At 42.4% G+C, this 17,730-nt stretch carries 13 protein-coding genes; 6 read left to right on the top strand and 7 right to left on the bottom strand.

Annotated elements, in window-relative coordinates; all coding sequences use genetic code 11:
* Positions 1-20: 20 nt before the first annotated feature.
* Positions 21-305 (top strand): pyrimidine/purine nucleoside phosphorylase, encoded by a 285-nt coding sequence (locus tag JHD44_RS02935; protein ID WP_199460924.1) that lies wholly within the window; start codon positions 21-23, stop codon positions 303-305.
* 89 nt (positions 306-394) lie between these two features.
* Here the strand turns inward: JHD44_RS02935 and JHD44_RS02930 are convergent, their stop codons facing one another.
* Both JHD44_RS02930 and gloB read right to left on the bottom strand, forming a co-directional pair.
* Positions 395-2,038: a LysM peptidoglycan-binding domain-containing protein gene (locus tag JHD44_RS02930; RefSeq protein WP_199460922.1), complete on the bottom strand. Its 1,644-nt coding sequence runs from the start codon at positions 2,036-2,038 to the stop codon at positions 395-397.
* 59 nt (positions 2,039-2,097) lie between these two features.
* Positions 2,098-2,877, bottom strand: coding sequence for a hydroxyacylglutathione hydrolase (gene gloB / locus JHD44_RS02925; RefSeq protein ID WP_199460920.1), 780 nt, complete (start codon positions 2,875-2,877; stop codon positions 2,098-2,100).
* Positions 2,878-2,961: 84 nt separating this feature from the next.
* Between gloB and JHD44_RS02920 the strand changes: the two genes are divergently transcribed.
* Genes JHD44_RS02920 through dnaQ form a run of 3 tightly spaced genes read left to right on the top strand, consistent with a single transcriptional unit; the run spans position 2,962 to position 4,878 of the window.
* Positions 2,962-3,699: a class I SAM-dependent methyltransferase gene (locus JHD44_RS02920; protein ID WP_199460918.1), complete on the top strand. Its 738-nt coding sequence runs from the start codon at positions 2,962-2,964 to the stop codon at positions 3,697-3,699.
* Positions 3,700-3,703: 4 nt separating this feature from the next.
* On the top strand, positions 3,704-4,147 hold the full coding sequence (rnhA, locus tag JHD44_RS02915; RefSeq protein ID WP_199460916.1) for a ribonuclease HI: 444 nt from the start codon (positions 3,704-3,706) through the stop codon (positions 4,145-4,147).
* The gene (gene dnaQ / locus JHD44_RS02910) at positions 4,144-4,878 is read left to right on the top strand and encodes a DNA polymerase III subunit epsilon (protein WP_199460914.1); all 735 of its coding nucleotides are present in this window, start codon (positions 4,144-4,146) and stop codon (positions 4,876-4,878) included. Before rnhA ends, dnaQ begins: the two co-directional genes overlap by 4 nt.
* Positions 4,879-4,942: 64 nt before the next feature.
* Here the strand turns inward: dnaQ and nhaB are convergent, their stop codons facing one another.
* The gene (gene nhaB, locus JHD44_RS02905; protein WP_199460912.1) at positions 4,943-6,451 is read right to left on the bottom strand and encodes a sodium/proton antiporter NhaB; all 1,509 of its coding nucleotides are present in this window, start codon (positions 6,449-6,451) and stop codon (positions 4,943-4,945) included.
* Between the two features lie 179 nt (positions 6,452-6,630).
* Between nhaB and sohB the strand changes: the two genes are divergently transcribed.
* Positions 6,631-7,650, top strand: coding sequence for a protease SohB (sohB, locus tag JHD44_RS02900; RefSeq protein WP_199460909.1), 1,020 nt, complete (start codon positions 6,631-6,633; stop codon positions 7,648-7,650).
* Between the two features lie 50 nt (positions 7,651-7,700).
* Here the strand turns inward: sohB and JHD44_RS02895 are convergent, their stop codons facing one another.
* From JHD44_RS02895 to JHD44_RS02885, 3 genes are all read right to left on the bottom strand, one after another.
* Entirely contained in the window at positions 7,701-9,242 is a 1,542-nt protein-coding gene (locus tag JHD44_RS02895) for an alanine/glycine:cation symporter family protein (RefSeq protein ID WP_199460908.1), read from the bottom strand.
* A 16-nt stretch (positions 9,243-9,258) separates the two neighbouring features.
* A complete protein-coding gene (locus JHD44_RS02890) occupies positions 9,259-9,699 on the bottom strand; it encodes a universal stress protein (protein ID WP_199460906.1) in 441 nt (146 codons plus the stop codon).
* Positions 9,700-10,043: 344 nt separating this feature from the next.
* Complete coding sequence (locus JHD44_RS02885) at positions 10,044-12,515, bottom strand: EAL domain-containing protein (RefSeq protein ID WP_199460904.1); 2,472 nt, start codon at positions 12,513-12,515, stop codon at positions 10,044-10,046.
* A gap of 233 nt (positions 12,516-12,748) precedes the next feature.
* Here JHD44_RS02885 and JHD44_RS02880 point away from each other — a divergent pair, with 233 nt between their 5' ends.
* Positions 12,749-17,266 carry a response regulator gene (locus JHD44_RS02880; protein WP_199460902.1) on the top strand — a complete coding sequence of 1,506 codons (4,518 nt, stop codon included), beginning with the start codon at positions 12,749-12,751 and terminating at the stop codon, positions 17,264-17,266.
* Between the two features lie 9 nt (positions 17,267-17,275).
* On the opposite strand, the gene JHD44_RS02875 is transcribed toward JHD44_RS02880, so the two are convergent.
* A complete protein-coding gene (locus JHD44_RS02875) occupies positions 17,276-17,686 on the bottom strand; it encodes a hypothetical protein (RefSeq protein WP_199460900.1) in 411 nt (136 codons plus the stop codon).
* Positions 17,687-17,730 lie beyond the last annotated feature (44 nt).

The following is a 17,730-nucleotide window of genomic DNA, read 5'->3' as shown; positions in this document are numbered from 1 at the left end:
TTGACCACAGTGAGTGTTTTATGTCTCTACAAGTAAATAGTTATTTTGATGACGCCGTTAAATCCATTGCCCTAAACAATGCAGAGGGGACGTCTACCGTAGGTGTAATGAACATCGGTGATTACGAGTTCGGTACTTCTCAGCGCGAATACATGACGGTTGTTTCGGGTTCTTTGACGGTTCTATTGCCTGGCGAATCTGAGTGGAAAACATTTGTTAAAGGTGAAACCTTTATCGTTGAAGCAAATCAAAAATTCGGCGTAAAAGTGTCAGAAACAACAGCTTACCTTTGCCGCTACGAATAAGTTCTATTTTTCTCGATAAATAGAATTTAGAAATCAAAAAAAGAGGCGTTCCCATGTGAGAGCGCCTCTTTTTTTATCGGGTGAAAGTGCTAACCACCGACTACATTCACAAGCAGTGTAACTTTGTCGCCAGGTTGGACATACTTTTGGCTACCCACTTTTGGGTTCCATTTACGGATATCACTGACGCGGACATTAAACTTATTCGCAACAACCGCTAATGAATCGCCGGAACGAATGGTATATACCACTCGTTTAACAACGGATCGAGAACTGCTTTTTGAGCTACTTGTTTCTGGTTTCATCCATACTACAAGCTTTTTGCCTGGGAACAACGGATCTGCTAATCCCATACTGTTCCAGCGCGCTAGCGTTTTCGTGTCAGTGTTGTATTTCTTAGCGATGCTCCACAAGCTGTCACCACTTTCTACTGTGTAATTTACTTTTACTCGACTGCTACTTGGAGAGCGAGATTGTTTCGCTAATAATCGTTGATGAGAACTAAGTGTGTAGTTAGCAGCACTTTGACCTGCAACAGGGATCATGAGTTGCTGACCAACGCGTATTAAACTGGAGGAAATCTTATTGATATCCTGCAAGACAGCCACAGTAGTATTATGGTCGCGTGCAACGGCTCCTAAATTGTCGCCTGCTTGAACCGTATATCTAATCCATGTAACACGTTCTTTAGGGGGCAATGTTGCAAGTTTCGTTCTAAATGTATCAGCCGAATCAATAGGAACTAGCAGTTTGTGAGGGCCATCAGGAGAAGTCGCCCATTGATTAAACGCTGGATTCAATAAATAGATTTCATCAATACTCACTTCTGCCATATCCGCGGCTTGAGCGAGATCCATTTGACCACCAATGTTTACTTCTTCGAAATATGGTTGATTGGCAATAAAATGCGTTTCATAGTTGTAGCGCTCAGGGTTTTTCATGATGGTGGCCAGAGCCATTAGCTTAGGTACATAAGCTCGAGTTTCTGCTGGCAGGTCTAAAGACCAAAAATCTGTAGGTTTCCCTGCTTTCTTGTTCTTGCGAATGGCACGCATAACGGTGCCCTCACCAGAGTTGTAGGATGCGAGTGCATGAAGCCAATCTCCATCAAACATGTTATGCAGGCGTTTCAGGTAAGCGATGGCGGCTTGAGTTGATAACTGGATATCTCGTCGACCATCGATCCACCACGTTTGCTCTAGGCCGTAGATATGTCCCGTAGAAGGGATAAACTGCCATGGTCCTGAGGCACGACCATGACTGTAGCCAAATGGGTCAAAACCACTTTCAACAATAGGAAGAAGCGCAATTTCTAATGGCAGGCCTTCTTTCTCTAACTCTTCAACAATGTAATATAAATAGCGTTCACCGCGTTTTGACACTCTGTCCAGATAAGACAAATGAGTGCTAAACCAGCGAATTTGCGATTTCAAACGCGGCTGGTCAACATCTAAATTGAATTGGTAGCCAGCACGAATACGATCCCATAGGTCTTCTGGTGGAAGGTCCGCAGGGTCAATGTCTTGTTTTACCTTGGCAATTACTTTTGCGTCATCAGGGCGAACAGGCTTGACTGTATCAATAAAGTCGACCTCGTTTGCGTCGGCTTCAGGGGCGCCAATGGCTTCATTCTCAGCGTCAATTTCGGCAATATCTGCTGGCTTTTGTGTCATGGACTGACACCCGGTCAGGATACTGCCCGCTAATAGGGCGATGAGTAAGTTTTTTGTCATTCTGCTCACATTAAGTTTTCATTTTGCCAGCATTCTAAGGATTGCTTTGGTTAGGTCAACTAAAAGCCATCTTTTGCTCTTCGGATTTGTGCAAAGCTATTAATTGTGTCCATTGCCATTGGTTCATTTAATAGCGCAGCAGCTCCCGCTACAACCTCTTCACGATCAAAACGCATAAACGGGTTAGTTTGCTGCTCTAAAGCGATGGTTGAAGGCAGAGTCGGGGTTTCGTTGTCACGTAACGCAGTTGCCGTTTTATCAGCCTCTATTAGAGCTGAGTTGTTAGGGTCAATTGCTAGGGCAAAACGATAATTAGATAGGGTGTATTCATGTGTTCCATAAACCAATGTTTCTGGCGGTAATGAGCGTAACTTCATCATAGACGACAACATTTGAGCTGGACTTCCTTCAAACAATCGACCACAACCACCGCGGAAAAGCGTGTCACCACAAAGCAAAAGCTGCTTTGAAGTGGAAGGCTCTGCAAAATAACACAAGTGGTCCAATGTGTGCCCTGGTGTTTCTAGAACTAAAAACGCTGTTCCATGAACCAATATTTCTTCGCCTTGTCTGATTGGTTTTGACACCAGGTGTGGAGCAAGTGACTCTGGTCCATAAACTGGGCATTCAAAATGTTGCACAAGTTCCTGGATGCCGCCTGTGTGATCCTTGTGGTGATGGGTAACTAGTATCCCTTCAAGTGTAACCTTTTGGGAGTGGCAGTAATCTAGTACAACCTTTGCATCACCTGGGTCGACTGCCCATATGCTTTTTTTCGCTGTATCGAGAGTGATCCAAATGTAATTGTCATTGAATGCGGCTAAGGGAAAAAATGTCATACGCCCAACGTTATGTTTTAATAATGAAAGAAAGACCCCATGATAAATCCATGACTGTCTGACCGTTTAAGAAGAGAGCATTGTATGTTGGATAACCAATCAAGACAATTATTCCAAGATTGGTACGAAACCGAGCTAGGCCAGCGTTTACTTAATGAAGAGCATGATTTTGTTGAGCAAGCTCTTGATAACATGGTGGGCTACTATCTAGTTCAACAGTCTCCATTACGTCATTTGACGTTTCATAATCATCGTATACGTGAAACGATATCCCTTTCTCCAGTGTTGGAATTGGGGGCCAGTCAACGAACGGTTGTCGCTCGAATGAGTGAATTGCCTCTTGAATCTGATGGAATTGATGCAGTGGTATTGCACCACACTTTAGATTTGTCAGAGAACCCACATAGAGACTTGCATGAAGTCGCACGAACATTACTACCCAGTGGAAAACTGATTATTATCGGTTTTAATCCAATCGGCTATTGGGGCGTTAGACGATATTTCAGTAAGCGAGTAAGGGCACCTTGGGCTGCACGTTTTATTTCTCATCGAAGATTAGATGATTGGTTAAAAGTCGCAGGATTAACGCTCGAAAACATTGAGTTTATTGATTACGATATGCCGCTTAAATCCAATAACTGGCGTCAGCGTTTGGACTGGATCGGTCGTTCGACCAGAGCACTTAAACTTCCTTTAGGTGGAGTGTATATCATGACTGCAACCAAGCAGACTCGTCGATACATTCCACTGAAGCCTCGCTGGAAAACGGCCAAGGTTCGTGTTCCGCCTCTGACAAAGCCAACGATAAAAGAGATCAAGTAGTCACATGAAAGAAGTAACGCTATACACCGACGGTGCTTGCAAAGGTAATCCTGGCATAGGCGGTTGGGGCGCGTGGTTAACATTTGGTCAACATGAAAAGCGATTGTGTGGTGGAGAACACGACACAACCAATAATCGCATGGAGTTGTTGGGAGCAATTGAAGGTTTAAAGGCATTGCGAGAGCCCTGTAAAGTGGATCTATATACAGACTCTTCTTATGTTCAGAAAGGGATCACTGAGTGGTTAGCTGGATGGAAGCGCAAGGGCTGGAAAACCGCTTCAAAGCAGCCGGTTAAGAATCAGGATCTATGGCAGCAGTTGGATGAGATGTGCCAAAAGCATCAGGTAGAATGGCATTGGGTGAAAGGGCATGCCGGCATTGAGGGTAATGAAATTGCCGACCAATTAGCTAACCAAGGTATTGAAGAGTTGAGAGCGCGCACATGAGACAAGTTGTACTTGATACGGAAACAACTGGTATTGACCCGAAACAAGGCCACCGAATCATCGAGATTGGTTGTGTTGAGATGGTGGGGCGTAAGCTCACTAATCGACATTTTCACGTTTACATCAACCCTGAACGTGAAGTGGAAGAAGAAGCTTTCAATGTCCACGGCATCAGTAACGAGTTCTTGGCAGACAAACCTAAGTTTGCTGACGTAGCAAAAGAGTTTCTAGAGTTTATCGAGGGTGCGGAGTTAATTATCCATAATGCGCCCTTCGATGTGGGCTTCATTGATCATGAATTCTCTATGCTGGGTGGCTTTCCAAATGTGGCCGATGTCTGCAAGGTGTTTGATAGCTTAGTGTACGCACGTCGAAAACACCCCGGGCAGAAGAATAACCTAGATGCTTTGTGTCGCCGTTATGGTATTGATAACTCACATCGTGAACTGCATGGCGCTTTGCTTGACTCTGAGATCTTAGCAGATGTGTATTTGCTCATGACAGGTGGGCAAATAAGTATGGGGGGATTCGGCGGTGATGGTGATGAAGGTGACGAAGATCGTTATGCTATTAGAAGGCTTTCTTCAGACAGACCGCGATTAAACGTGCTTAAGGCAAGTGATTCGGAATTAGAAGCCCATAATGAGCGTCTCGATTTGATTGATAAAAAGTCAGGTCTCTCTTTATGGCGAAAATTAGAAAACCCTGAACTGAGCCAAAACGAACCCTAAGTTCTACTGCTTTATAAAAACGGCAAGCTTTTTAGCTTGCCGTTTTTTTTTGTATTCCAAAATGTTAGGAAGTGCCTAATAGACTCACACACACACCACCAACAATGGATAAGACAATAGTGTAGGGCAATGCCATCCAAACCATTTTGCCATAAGAAAGGCGCAGCAAAGGGGCAATGGCTGATGTCAGTAGAAACAAAAACGCAGCCTGTCCATTGGGCGTGGCCACACTTGGTAAGTTGGTCCCTGTATTCACTGCAATAGCGAGTAAGTCAAAGTGATCTCGATCTATGATACCTGCATCAAAAGCCGCCTTGATTTCACCTATGTAAACTGTAGCAACAAATACGTTATCACTGATGGCTGACAGTAAACCGTTAGCAATAAAGAACATAATGGGTTGTATGTCATGAGGCAAATGCAGAACCATATCAATAAATGGTTGAAATAGATGCTGAGCATGAATGACTGAAACAACACTGAAAAAAACCACTAAGAGTGCAGTAAAAGGTAGTGCCTCTTCAAATGCGTGACCTATTCGATGTTCTTCCGTAATGCCGTTAAATGACGTTAATAAGACAATAATCATGAGGCCTACTAGACCAACTTCGGCAACGTGAAATGCAAGAGAAAGTACCAAAATGATCGCAACTAGTCCTTGAACAATCAGTTGTGCTCGATGTTTTGCTGTACTCTTTGCGGACTCTTCATCGGCGAAGTTCTTTAAAATATTTCGAACGTTTTCCGGCAGTTTAGCGCCGTAATCAAACCATTGAGTTTTTTCTAACACGATGACCGTTACCAAACCTGCTGCTAGTACTGGCATGGAAACCGGCGCAACACGAATGAAAAACTCGATGAAATCCCAGCCAACGACATGTGCGATTAATAAGTTTTGCGGTTCACCCACAAGAGTACACACACCACCTAATGCTGTGCCGACAGCACCGTGCATTAAAAGACTGCGAAGAAACGCGCGAAACTTGCCTAAATCTTCTTGATTCACCGGCAATATTAAATCATCACCACTGTGATCATGTGAGGTATTGCTGGATTGGTCAGAAGCCACTTTGTGGTAGACCGAGTAGAAACCGACACTAACACTTATTAAAACGGCTGTTACCGTTAACGCATCTAAAAAAGCAGAAAGAACGGCAGCAGCGAAGCTGAAAACTAATGAAATAAGTACTTTAGAGCGAATTTTTATCAGCAGCCGATTGAAGATAAAGAGCAACATATCCTTCATGAAGTAGATGCCCGCTACCATGAACATCAACAACAGAATGACCTCAATATTTCCTTCTACCTCATGGTAAACACCTTCACTGCTGGTGAGGCCAAGCAAAATAGCTTCAATGGCAAGTAAACCTCCAGGCTGAAGGGGGTAGCACTTGAGGGCCATGGCTAACGTAAAAATAAATTCAACGATTAAAAGCCAACCGGTTATAAATGGCCCCAAAGACATTAAGACAATCGGGTTTAAAATTAAAAATGCGATAATGGCCTGTTTATACCAAAGCGGGGAAGACCCTAAAAAGTTATTGCCAAAAGCTTGGGATAGCGTGGCTTTCATCCAAGTGTGCTCCTTTATTTTTGTCGTTAGCGTGTTTCACTGTGGAAATATTAAGCAAATGTAATGGAAAGAGCGATAGGAAAAATCAACGAAGAGGTAATTATCTATTGTGATATGAGGAACTGACTCTATTATGTTTCCTGAAAAGTAAGAACAATACACAAAGTTAGGAGTTTAACTTGGAGTTTTTAGCAGATTATGCTGGTTTTTTGATTCGTTTATTGAGCATTGCATTGATCATTTTGCTGATCTTATCAGTGGTTGCCAGTGGTAAAAATAAACAGCGTAAAGGTGGCAGTCTTTCGGTTAGCAAATTAAATGAAGGCTATCAGGCCATGAAGACAGAGCTTAGCAAACAGCTGTTTGATAAGAAGGCTCTTAAGCAACAACAAAAAATCCTTAAAAAGCAAAAGAAAGACGAGAAGAAAGTCGATCAGGCAGAGAAAAAGCGTGTTTACGTTATAGACTTTGATGGTGATATGAAAGCTTCCGCTGTTCATTCCATGCGTGAGGAAATTACTGCAATTTTAAGTGTCGCGACTGCTAAGGATGAGGTGGTTGTGCGCCTAGAAAGTCCTGGTGGTGTGGTGCATGGTTATGGTTTGGCTGCTTCGCAATTACAACGTATTAAGGATAAAGGTATCCCACTGACGGTCACAGTGGACAAAGTCGCAGCCAGCGGCGGTTACATGATGGCTTGTGTGGCGGACAAGATCGTGGCTGCTCCGTTTGCGATCTTGGGCTCTATTGGTGTGGTCGCACAAGTCCCGAACATTCACCGTTTATTGGAGCGTAATACCATCGATGTTGAGCTTCATACAGCAGGTAAGTACAAGCGCACATTGACTATGCTTGGCGAAAATACCGATGAAGGGCGAGAAAAGTTTAAACAAGATCTGGAAGATACTCATGAGTTGTTTAAGCGCTTTGTTTCAACAAATCGTCCAGTGTTAGACATCGAGTCCATTGCCACGGGGGAAACATGGTATGGATCAGAGGCTATTGAAAACAAGCTTGCTGATTCAGTGATGACCAGTGACGCGTACCTAGAACAGTTCTATGCAGATTATGACGTGTTACAGGTGTCATACAGGGAAACAAAAGGGCTAACCGAGAGAATTGGCTTAGGTGTGTTCTCCGCGTTAGAGCAGAAAGCAACAGGTTGGATTTCCAACATAATGAATCATAGAGGCTTCTAAAAAAATGCCCAGCATCAGCTGGGCATTTTTTTAACGAACAACGTTTAGAGCTATTTTGTTTTCTTTATTTCACCGCTCTTAAGACGAGCGTTGTAAGAAATCAATTCGCGCTTAACGATAGGCATCAAGAAGTACAGACCGATGATGTTAACAACAGCCATAGCGAAGATCGCTGCATCAGAGAAGTCGATAACTGGACCTAAGTTAGCCGCTGCACCAATAACAACAAATACACAGAACAGCAGTTTAAATGCTAGTTCAGTATTTTTGCCTTCCCCGAATAAGTAAGTCCAAGCTTTAAGACCGTAGTAAGACCAGCTCAACATGGTTGAGAAAGCGAACAGTACCACAGCGATCACTAGCAGGTATGGGAACCAACCTACAGCGGAGCCAAATGCTGCTGAGGTCAAGGCAACGCCAGATGCATCACCGATCGTTTGAATATGGCCATTATCGCCTACTAGGTATACGCCTTGTTGTGCATCAAACATAAGTTGATTCGTGATGATGATAACAAGGGCCGTCATTGTACAAATGACAACGGTATCAATGAACGGTTCAAGTAAAGAAACAAAACCTTCCGTGATTGGCTCTTTTGTTTGCACTGCAGAGTGGGCAATCGCCGCAGAACCGACACCTGCCTCGTTAGAGAACGCGGCACGTTTAAAGCCTTGGATCAATGCGCCAACCATACCGCCGGCAACACCTAGACCTGTGAATGCACCTTCGAAGATTTGGCCAAATGCCCAGCCAATTTTGTCTGCATTCAGCGCTAGGATGACGATAGCTGTACCAACGTAAAGTACAGCCATGAAAGGCACCACTTTTTCGGTAACGTTTGCAATAGATTTAATGCCACCTACGATTACAGCGAATACAATACCAGCAAAAATAAGACCTGTTACCCAGCCTGGGTAGTCACCAAACACGCCAGAAAGTTGAGCATGTGCTTGGTTTGCTTGGAACATGTTGCCGCCACCTAGAGCGCCTAGAATACAGAATACAGCAAATAGGGCTGCTAGAATTTTGCCTCCAGGGATGCCGCGCTCAGCGAAGCCTTTGGTGATGTAGTACATCGGACCACCCGATACACTGCCATCTTTGTATTCATTACGGTATTTTACTGCAAGGGTACACTCGGTAAACTTAGATGCCATACCTAGAAGACCCGCAAGGATCATCCAGAAGATTGCACCTGGACCACCAATACCAATCGCTACAGCAACACCTGCGATGTTACCAAGACCAACCGTACCAGAAAGGGCCGTGGTTAAAGCTTGGAAATGACTCACCTCACCCGCGTCATTAGGGTTGGAGTAATCACCTTTCACTAGTGAAATAGAGTGGCCAATTGATCGGAATTGAACAAAGCCGAAGTACAGCGTAAATACACTGGCACCAACAACTAGCCAAAGAACAATCCAAGGGAAAGAGGTTCCTGGAATTGGAGCGAAGATTAGGCTAACAAACCAGCCTGTAGACGAAGCAAAAATTGCGTTAACGGTTTGGTCTAAGCCTTCGCTTGCAAATAAAGCGGAGCTGCCAAGGGTAAGCAGCGCAAACAAAGCCGCTTGAATATAATTCTTAAACATTAGAGAAAACCTTTTATTAGCTTACAACTGTCACTGGGACATTCGCACTCATCACAAGTTGAGCGGTTACACTACCGAATACGCGAGCGCTCAAACCGTGATCAGCAGAGCGAGCAACAAAAATCTGCTCTGCATTTGCTTCAACGGCAGCGTTATTTAAGGCTGTTGCAGCTTTACCGTGAACTACTTTACCTTCAGCGGTAAGACCTTCGGCAGCTAATTCTTTCAAAAGAGGCTCAATCACACGTTCTGTGGCGATTTTGATTTCCTCTTGTTTTTGCTTGTTTCGGCGAGCGTTTTCTTCGTGTGTCTGGAACTTGTAGGGGGACCATTCCACTACACATACAAGTAGTAGGGCACAGCCATCACCTACTAGTGAAGCTTGGCGTTTCGCGAAGGCAAGAGCACGATGACTCGCATCGCTACCATCAACACCAACAACATAAGTCGCTGTCATAGGAGGTTCCTTATTATAGTTAGTAAAAATTGTGGATATAGGGAGGCCAAATCTAGCATAAATTTTAGAGTTAGTTACCACTTTTTGAAAAAATATGTCGTATTTATATAAACAATAAAAATGTATCCAATATATTCGTCTGGTATCTGTTTAAAAAGCAGTCGATTTGACTATTTTGCTTTGGGCGATATTAGGATTCAGGTTTTTTGACTTAATGGTTCGTATCTCTTTAACTGAAATGAAAATACTCGCTTAAGTTCACGCTGATATCGTTAGGGTATTCATCATGACCATTACTTGATTATTGCTATGAAGTTAGACATGTGAATCAGTGATTGAAGGTATTAATCGAGTGCTGCGGTAAGTATTTCGCTTTGCAGTTGAGCTGTTACTTGTTTGGCGGGTATAGGCTTGCTAAAAAAGAACCCCTGCATAATCGTACAGCCCATTTCTTTTAACTCATCCGCATGTTCTTGTGTTTCAACACCTTCGGCGACAAGCTTTAAGTTAAGGCCATTTGCCATTTGAATAATGGCAGCAATAATCGTTTGATCGGTTTTGCTTCGTAACATGTTGCGAACAAAACTCTGATCAATCTTCAGTACATCCAGTGGGAAGCCGTTGATATAGGCGAGACTCGAATACCCAGTACCGAAGTCATCAAGCGCTACTTTAATACCTAGATCACGAATTCTCTCAATCAATGCTCGGGCATAATTGATATCTTTTGCCAGAACGCTTTCGGTAAGCTCAAGCTCTAACATGTTTGGAGATATTCCTGATGTTTCGAGGATGCGCACGAGTGAATTTAGAAACTGAGGGTCTTCAAATTGTATGATAGATACATTTACAGCCATGACGATTTCTATTCCCATTTCGCGCCATAAAACAGCTTGTTCACAGGACTTCGTTAGAACGTATTCGCCAAGCGGGATGATCAATCCAGACTCTTCACAAAGCGGTATAAAATCACTGGGGGGAATTAATTCACCATCGCTATTACGCCAACGAACAAGTGCTTCGACGCCAATAATGTGACCAGTATGGATGTTGATTTTAGGTTGATAGTGCACTTCAAATTGCTGGTGGTCAGTGTCCGAATGGAGTGATTGCTCAAGCTGCTGTTTCAAAATAAGCTTTTTTTCCAACTTCTGATTGTAAAACTTAAATTGATTCTTACCGGCTGCCTTTGCTGAAAAAAGTGCGGATTCCGAGTGCCGATAGAGTTCATCAAGGTCTAGACTGTCCTCAGGGTACACTGAGACGCCAACACTTACGGTAATTTTGAAGGTTTTGCCATGAGCTTCCCATTTGCTTTGGAAAATCGACATAAGCTTGTTGATAAACCGTGTCACTTGAATACTGCTGGATAAATTGGAAAGTAAAATAAGAAACTCATCCCCACCTGGGCGAAATAGGTTGCCTTCTAGTTTTAATTTCTTCTTCAATTCGTAAGCCACTTGTTGCAGCACCATATCCCCAACTTCATGGCCGACCACTTCGTTGACCGCTTTAAAGTCATCCAAATCTACCATCACCATTGCTAGTTTCTGATTTGTCGTCTCATGTAGTTTGATAGATTGCTGTGCTCGGTCTCGCAGTAGCAAACGGTTGGGTAAGTTAGTTAATGAGTCGTGTTGTGCTAAATGCGTCATTTTAATTGCCATAGCACGAGCTTCACTGACATCATGGAAAACAATAATGGCCCCTGATATTTGTCCATCATGACTTAGGATTGGCGCAGCTGAGTCTTCAACTGCGATTGCATTGGATACCGTTGTACCTAGGGCGCAGTTAAGAGCCATACCAACGACTCGTTCTTCTGCGAGTGCGACTCGAATAGGGTTCTGCATACATTCCCCCGATTCGCTATCGATCAATGGCATCACGGTTTCGATCGGCTCTCCTATCGCTTTATCCAAGCTCCATCCGGTCATATTTTCAGCGATCGGATTTAGAAAAGTGATGATGCCATGGGTGTCCGTGGCAATGACGGCATCGCCTATTGAGTTAAGAGTGATGCGAATACGCTCTTTTTCATCAATCAAAGACTGTTCGGCTTTTTTGCGACTGGTAATGTCATGAATTAACATCAGGTAGCCGTTTTCAAGTGTGCCCTCTGTATGAGGAACAATTTTAAGTTGTCCAAAACGAGAGAACTCATCATCACGACAGACGATATCGATAGATTGTTCTTCAGCTTGAGTAGAGCCTGATATGAGTTGACTTGCTTCTTCAAAGGCAGGACCTGGCAACACTGCAGAGAGATGTTTTCCAATCATTTGCGCGGCAGGTACGCCAAACCACAAACCCTCTACATCATTACAAAAGACGTTGCGTCCATGAACGTCCCAGTAAGCAACAAATGCAGGTAGTGACTTGATCAGAAGGGCCATTTCATGGTTATTTTTTTTGATGTGTAAGTGTTGCTGTCGAAGAGTTAGCTGATTTTTTACTCGAGCACGGGTAACCGCTATATTGATCGGCTTTTGTATGTAATCTACGCCGCCTAGTTCAAGTGTTTTAAGTTCGTGCTCTTGCCCGTCATGACCCGTAACAAATAGGATAGAAACATCTTGTAATTCAGGTATGGCTTTGATCGTTCGAAATACCTCATATCCATCAAGGTCTGGCATTTCGATATCTAATAGGATGACATCCGGTACTTTGGTTTTCGCCACAGAAATCGCATCTTTACCATTGGTTGCAAAAAATACGTCTCCTAAATCCTTGGTAGCCTCATGCAGCAATTTCAGAATGGCTGGAGAGTCATCAACGATCAGTAAAGAGGGTGTTTTTTTAGCGTTACCAAACATACAGCCTTCCTTGAAAATGAGCGAATCTAAAAAAGCAGTCCTTAGGAACCCATCATACAAGTCAGTGTTGCGATAAGAAAAACGACCTTAGTCACTGTTCTTACATGGGGCTCATTTGAGCTGCCAAGTGCTTAATGTTTTCACTATCTAAATTTTTAGACTACATTTTAAATTTGTCCATGCTAACCATAAGAAAGTTAACAAATTTTACAAATACATAGGGAATGCGGTTCATGAAGATTTACCATAAGTGGTTTTTGGTTTCTTTAATAGTGATCCTATTTATCTGTATCAGTACTTATTGGATGTACTCGCTACAATATTCGCGTTTAATTTCGCAAAGAGATCAGGCACTGCAGGCGGATCTAATTGAACAAAACCAGATTTTCAGTACAGAAATTAATGAGTTAGTGAATGACCTTCAATTTATGTTATCGGTTCCGCCCATTCAGGGAATCATTAGAGCTGGTGAGAATGCGGGTATTGACCCAAAGGATCAAAGTTCGGACGTAATTTGGAAGCAGCGTTTAGGGGATATATTTAAAAGTTATGCTGCATCCCATGAGCATGTTTACCAAATTCGTTATATAGGCTTGGCAAATAATGGCCTTGAGTTAGTTCGGGTTGATAAATCGGCGTCAGGCATTTTTAAGACCCCTGAAACAAAGCTCCAAGAAAAAGGGGATAGAGATTATTACCACGATATAACCAATCCAAGTTTCAGTGGGATTTACATTTCCAGCATCACATTAAACCGTGAATTTGGCGAGATACAAGTTCCCCATATTCCCACTATGAGGGTAGCCATTCAGGTTTATTCTGATTCCGGAGAGCTATTTGGTTTTATTATTGTCAATGCTGATGTGAGTTCAATATTTGAACGTATGCGTTATGCCGTAGGTTTAGGTTCTGAGTTATTCATTACCAATGAAGATGATCAATTTATTTCACATCCGGATCCGACTAAAACATTTTTATTTGAGCAAGACTTAAACAGTGCTTGGGCAGTTGAATCAAGTGAGAGTGTTGGTGGCTTTAATGTTGTGCAGATTATGACGCCACAAGGTATGAAAATGGGCCTTCTTGAAAATGAAGAAATTCCATTAGTTAAAGGTAAGAATTCGATTACAGTCCGGCTTTTTCATCCTATTGATAGCCTCAAAATAGAAGCAGCGTTGAATACTGTCTATTCTTTAATGATGTTTCTCATAGGAGCATTGATATTTGTATTGTTCTTTCTTGGTTATCGAAAAAACGTTCAGAATCAAAATGCACTCAATATAGAAAAAGCCCAAACCAGTGCCATCGTCGATGGCAGTCAAGATGCTATTTTAACTATCTCTATGGACGGTCGTATTAAGGAGTGGAATCCTAGCGCAAGCAAGATGTTCGGTTATACAAAAGAAGAGGTCGTTGGAGAATATACTCATGATGTGTTTAGAAATGATTCGACCAAAGCGGAAGAGGAGCAAATCCGGCAAGATTTGTTACTAGGTAAAAAAGTCAATATCTTGGAAACCGTTCGTAGAACTAGGTCTGGGGTGGATTTATCGGTTTCAATTTCGGCTTCACCTATTAGGAATGAAGAAAATCAGATAGTTGGTGTTTCCAAGAATATTCGGGATATTACAGAGCAGAAAGCCTTAGAGCACCAGCTTGAGGAATTCAATCACCAGTTAGAGCAACAAATTGAAGAGCGTACAAAAGAACTACAAAACACCTATGCTCTTCAGGCCGGTATCTTAAATAATGCAGCTCATGCTGTGATTGCGACGGACCCTGATGGGGTCATTACAGTGTTTAATCCTGCCGCTGAGAAAATGCTGGGATATTCCGCTTCAGAAATGATTGGTAAGTTAACACCAAAAGAGTTTCATCTTGAATCAGAGGTGGCTGAAAGGGCCAAGCTTTTTGCAAATGAGTTGGGTGAAGTGATTGAACCAGGCTTTGACGTTTTTGTTATCAAATCACTCAGAGGCATGAAAAATGAGCATCAATGGACGTATGTTACCAAGTCTGGAGAGCCGGTATCGGTATATTTATCGGTGACGGCCATGTACGACGAGCAACACTCGTTAGTGGGGTTCCTTGGTATGGCGACGGATATTTCTGAACTGGTGGCAAGTCGGCAAAAACTTGAAGCACTGAAAGAGCAACTATCCCTCGCATCAGACATTGCTGATATTGGTATTTGGAGCTGGGAGCCAAGCAGTGGAGAAATAACTTGGAATGACAAAATGTACGATGTGTATGATTTGCCTTCTGGTTCTACAGTTGATTTCTCGCAATGGTTAGCAATGTTAGTAGAAGACGATCGTGACAGGGCAGCAGAGCACTTTGAAAGATTTGCTCAAGAGGGCGGTGATCCAGAAATAACCTTTAAGATCATCTCTGGAAAGGGAACTCGGAAGTCGATTCAAGCCACTGCTACCATTGAAAAAAGTGCGCATAATAATGCCATTAAGTTGATTGGTATTAATAGAGATATTAGTGAGCAAGTCCGTTATGAGCAGGCTTTAAAAGACGCCAAGAATGCGTCTGATCTAGCGAATAAAACCAAGTCAGAGTTTGTGGCAAACATGAGCCATGAAATTCGCACCCCGATGAATGCGATAATTGGCCTATTAGAACTGCTTAAGAAAACTCCACTTAATGAGAAGCAAACAGATTATGTATTGAAGTCAGATGGGGCAGCGAAGTCTTTACTGCATATTTTGAATGATATTTTGGACTTTTCAAAAGTGGAAGCTGGGAAGTTAGATATTGATCCTCATCCCTTTAGTGTTCACGATCTGGCAGAAAATGTATCAACCGTCTTGATGGCGAATATTGGTTCAAAACCACTAGAGTTAATCATAGACATTGATCCCCAATTGCCTGCCTTCATCAGTTTAGATTCTCTACGACTACAGCAAATCATTGTTAACTTAGCTGGAAATGCCATTAAATTTACTTATGAAGGAATGGTTCAAGTGAAATTTACGGCATTAAAAGATGAGCAATGTCTTCGTGTGGATGTTCTCGATACTGGCATAGGCATCGCTAAAGAAAACCAAGGCAAAATCCTAGAAGCTTTCAGTCAAGCTGAGATGTCCACGGTAAGAGAGTTTGGCGGCACGGGGCTAGGGCTGATTATCTCTAAAAAGCTTGTTGAGTTGATGAACGGTCAATTCTTCTTTGAAAGTGTAGAGGGGCAAGGCTCAACTTTTTCTGTTGTGATTCCCTATCAAACCAGTTTTGATGAGAAGGTGTTTTTACCTGAGACTCAAAGTTTAAATGTCTTAATAGTAGATGATTTACCTGAAGCACGAGAAGCTAGCCAGCATATGATAGAGGGATTACATTGGCATGCAGAAACGGCTCAAAGCGGATTTGAGGCATTAGATCTACTGGCTGAAAGAGCAAAACAAAATCTCTATTTCGATGTGATATTAATGGATTGGGATATGCCTAGCATGAGAGGGCATGAGACAGCAGTTAAGATTCGCTCACTTGGTTCAAATATCTTTACTGGGAAGTTGTTTATTGTGACAGCCTACGGTAATGATCGGGATATAAGAGCCTTATGTTCTGATAAAGGGATTATTGACGATGTCATACAAAAGCCGCTGACGGCTTCAATGTTGGTGGATAGAATCACCGAGCATAAACTCATTTCTTTAAAAGAAAGTTTAAATATCACTTCTAGCATGTCTCGATTAACGGGCTTAAAACTTTTGTTGGTAGAAGACAATGCTATCAACCAACTGGTTGCTCGTGAAATTTTAGAAGCCGAAGGTGCTTCAGTTGATCTTGCGGTCAATGGGCAAGAAGCGATTCGTGTCATAGATGAAAAAAATGGCAGCTATGACCTTGTTTTGATGGATATACAAATGCCTGTACTTGATGGTTACGAAGCGACTCGTCAAATTCGTCAGAGATATGATGTTTGCCAGTTGCCTATTATTGCAATGACCGCTAATGCCATGGCATCTGACCGTAAAGAGGCACTAACGTCAGGAATGAATGACCATGTTGCAAAACCATTCAATAGTACAAACCTCATTCGAACTATCTTGAAATATACATCAAGCAAGGAGCAAGACAGCTTGGATGCTCAATTGCTATTTACTGATACTCAGGCCTCAGAAGAGGGAATAAGAAGTTGTGCTCCCGCAGAAGCTGAAGTGCTTGACTCGGAGCAAGCGTTAGCGCGTTTAGGTAATATTCCTGATATCTATTGCGCGGCATTAGAGGCGTTTTTACAAGAATCTGAAAATTTATTAGATGGCTTTAAGAGCTCTGTAGACCATGAAACGTTAAAGCAAATGACGGTTCAGGCGCATACATTGAAAGGTGCGAGCGCTACAGTCGGTGCTGATCATTTGTCTGAAATCGCTAAAGCGTTAGAGACACAATTAAAACAAGGTATATTAGAAAATTATGAAGAATTACTAACGGCACTAAAAGCTTGCCACCCTGAGACGGTTCGCCAGATCAATGAATATTTGAATCAACATTCTCAACAGTCAAACAAGGTTTCACAAGATAATACGGCACGCACTGTAACAAAGGCTGAGCTAATACAATTAAAAGATTGGCTTGAACATTCGAATATGAAGGCATTAGCGCTCTATGAGGAGCTTTATGGTTTACATGATCCCCTGAGTAAAGAGAACCTATCAGGTATGAAACACTATATCGATGCTCTAGCGTTTAAAGAAGCTGGGGTATGGTTAAACAGGTACATTGCTCAAAGAGACGAAGATTAATGCATGGTTCTATGAGCTCTTGAAGTCTTCAAGTCGTAGCCCTTTTTCCGCCATAGCATTAAGAATTTCTTGTGCTTTGTCTGCTCTACCGTTCATTTTTTCAAGGATTTGACTGGTCAATTCTAACAACGCTGTTTTTTCTAATTGTGTTAAAAGGCTGCAGTGTTTTTGTACTTCATTGATATTGAGTTTGTTGGATTGGATTCGGTCTAATACCGTTAACAAAGTGTTTTCAATAGGTAGTTTCTTACCTTCTAAATCATACCCCGAACTACGGTGCTTTTTGACTGCTTTGTTTAACTTCTCAAGAGGTGCTTTGAGGTCATGTCGACAAGCAAATGCTTCAACAATGCGGTTTGATACCGGTACTACCGTCAAACAATAAGAGAGATTTTTAATTTGGTTTGAAAGTTCGTTCATTGGCGAGTCAAAGGTTGGGTGGCAATTTATTTGGAAAGCAACAT

The sequence above is a fragment of the Marinomonas ostreistagni genome (genome assembly GCF_016461785.1).
GTDB lineage: Bacteria > Pseudomonadota > Gammaproteobacteria > Pseudomonadales > Marinomonadaceae > Marinomonas > Marinomonas ostreistagni_A.
This window is presented reverse-complemented; position numbering and strand designations above follow the sequence as displayed.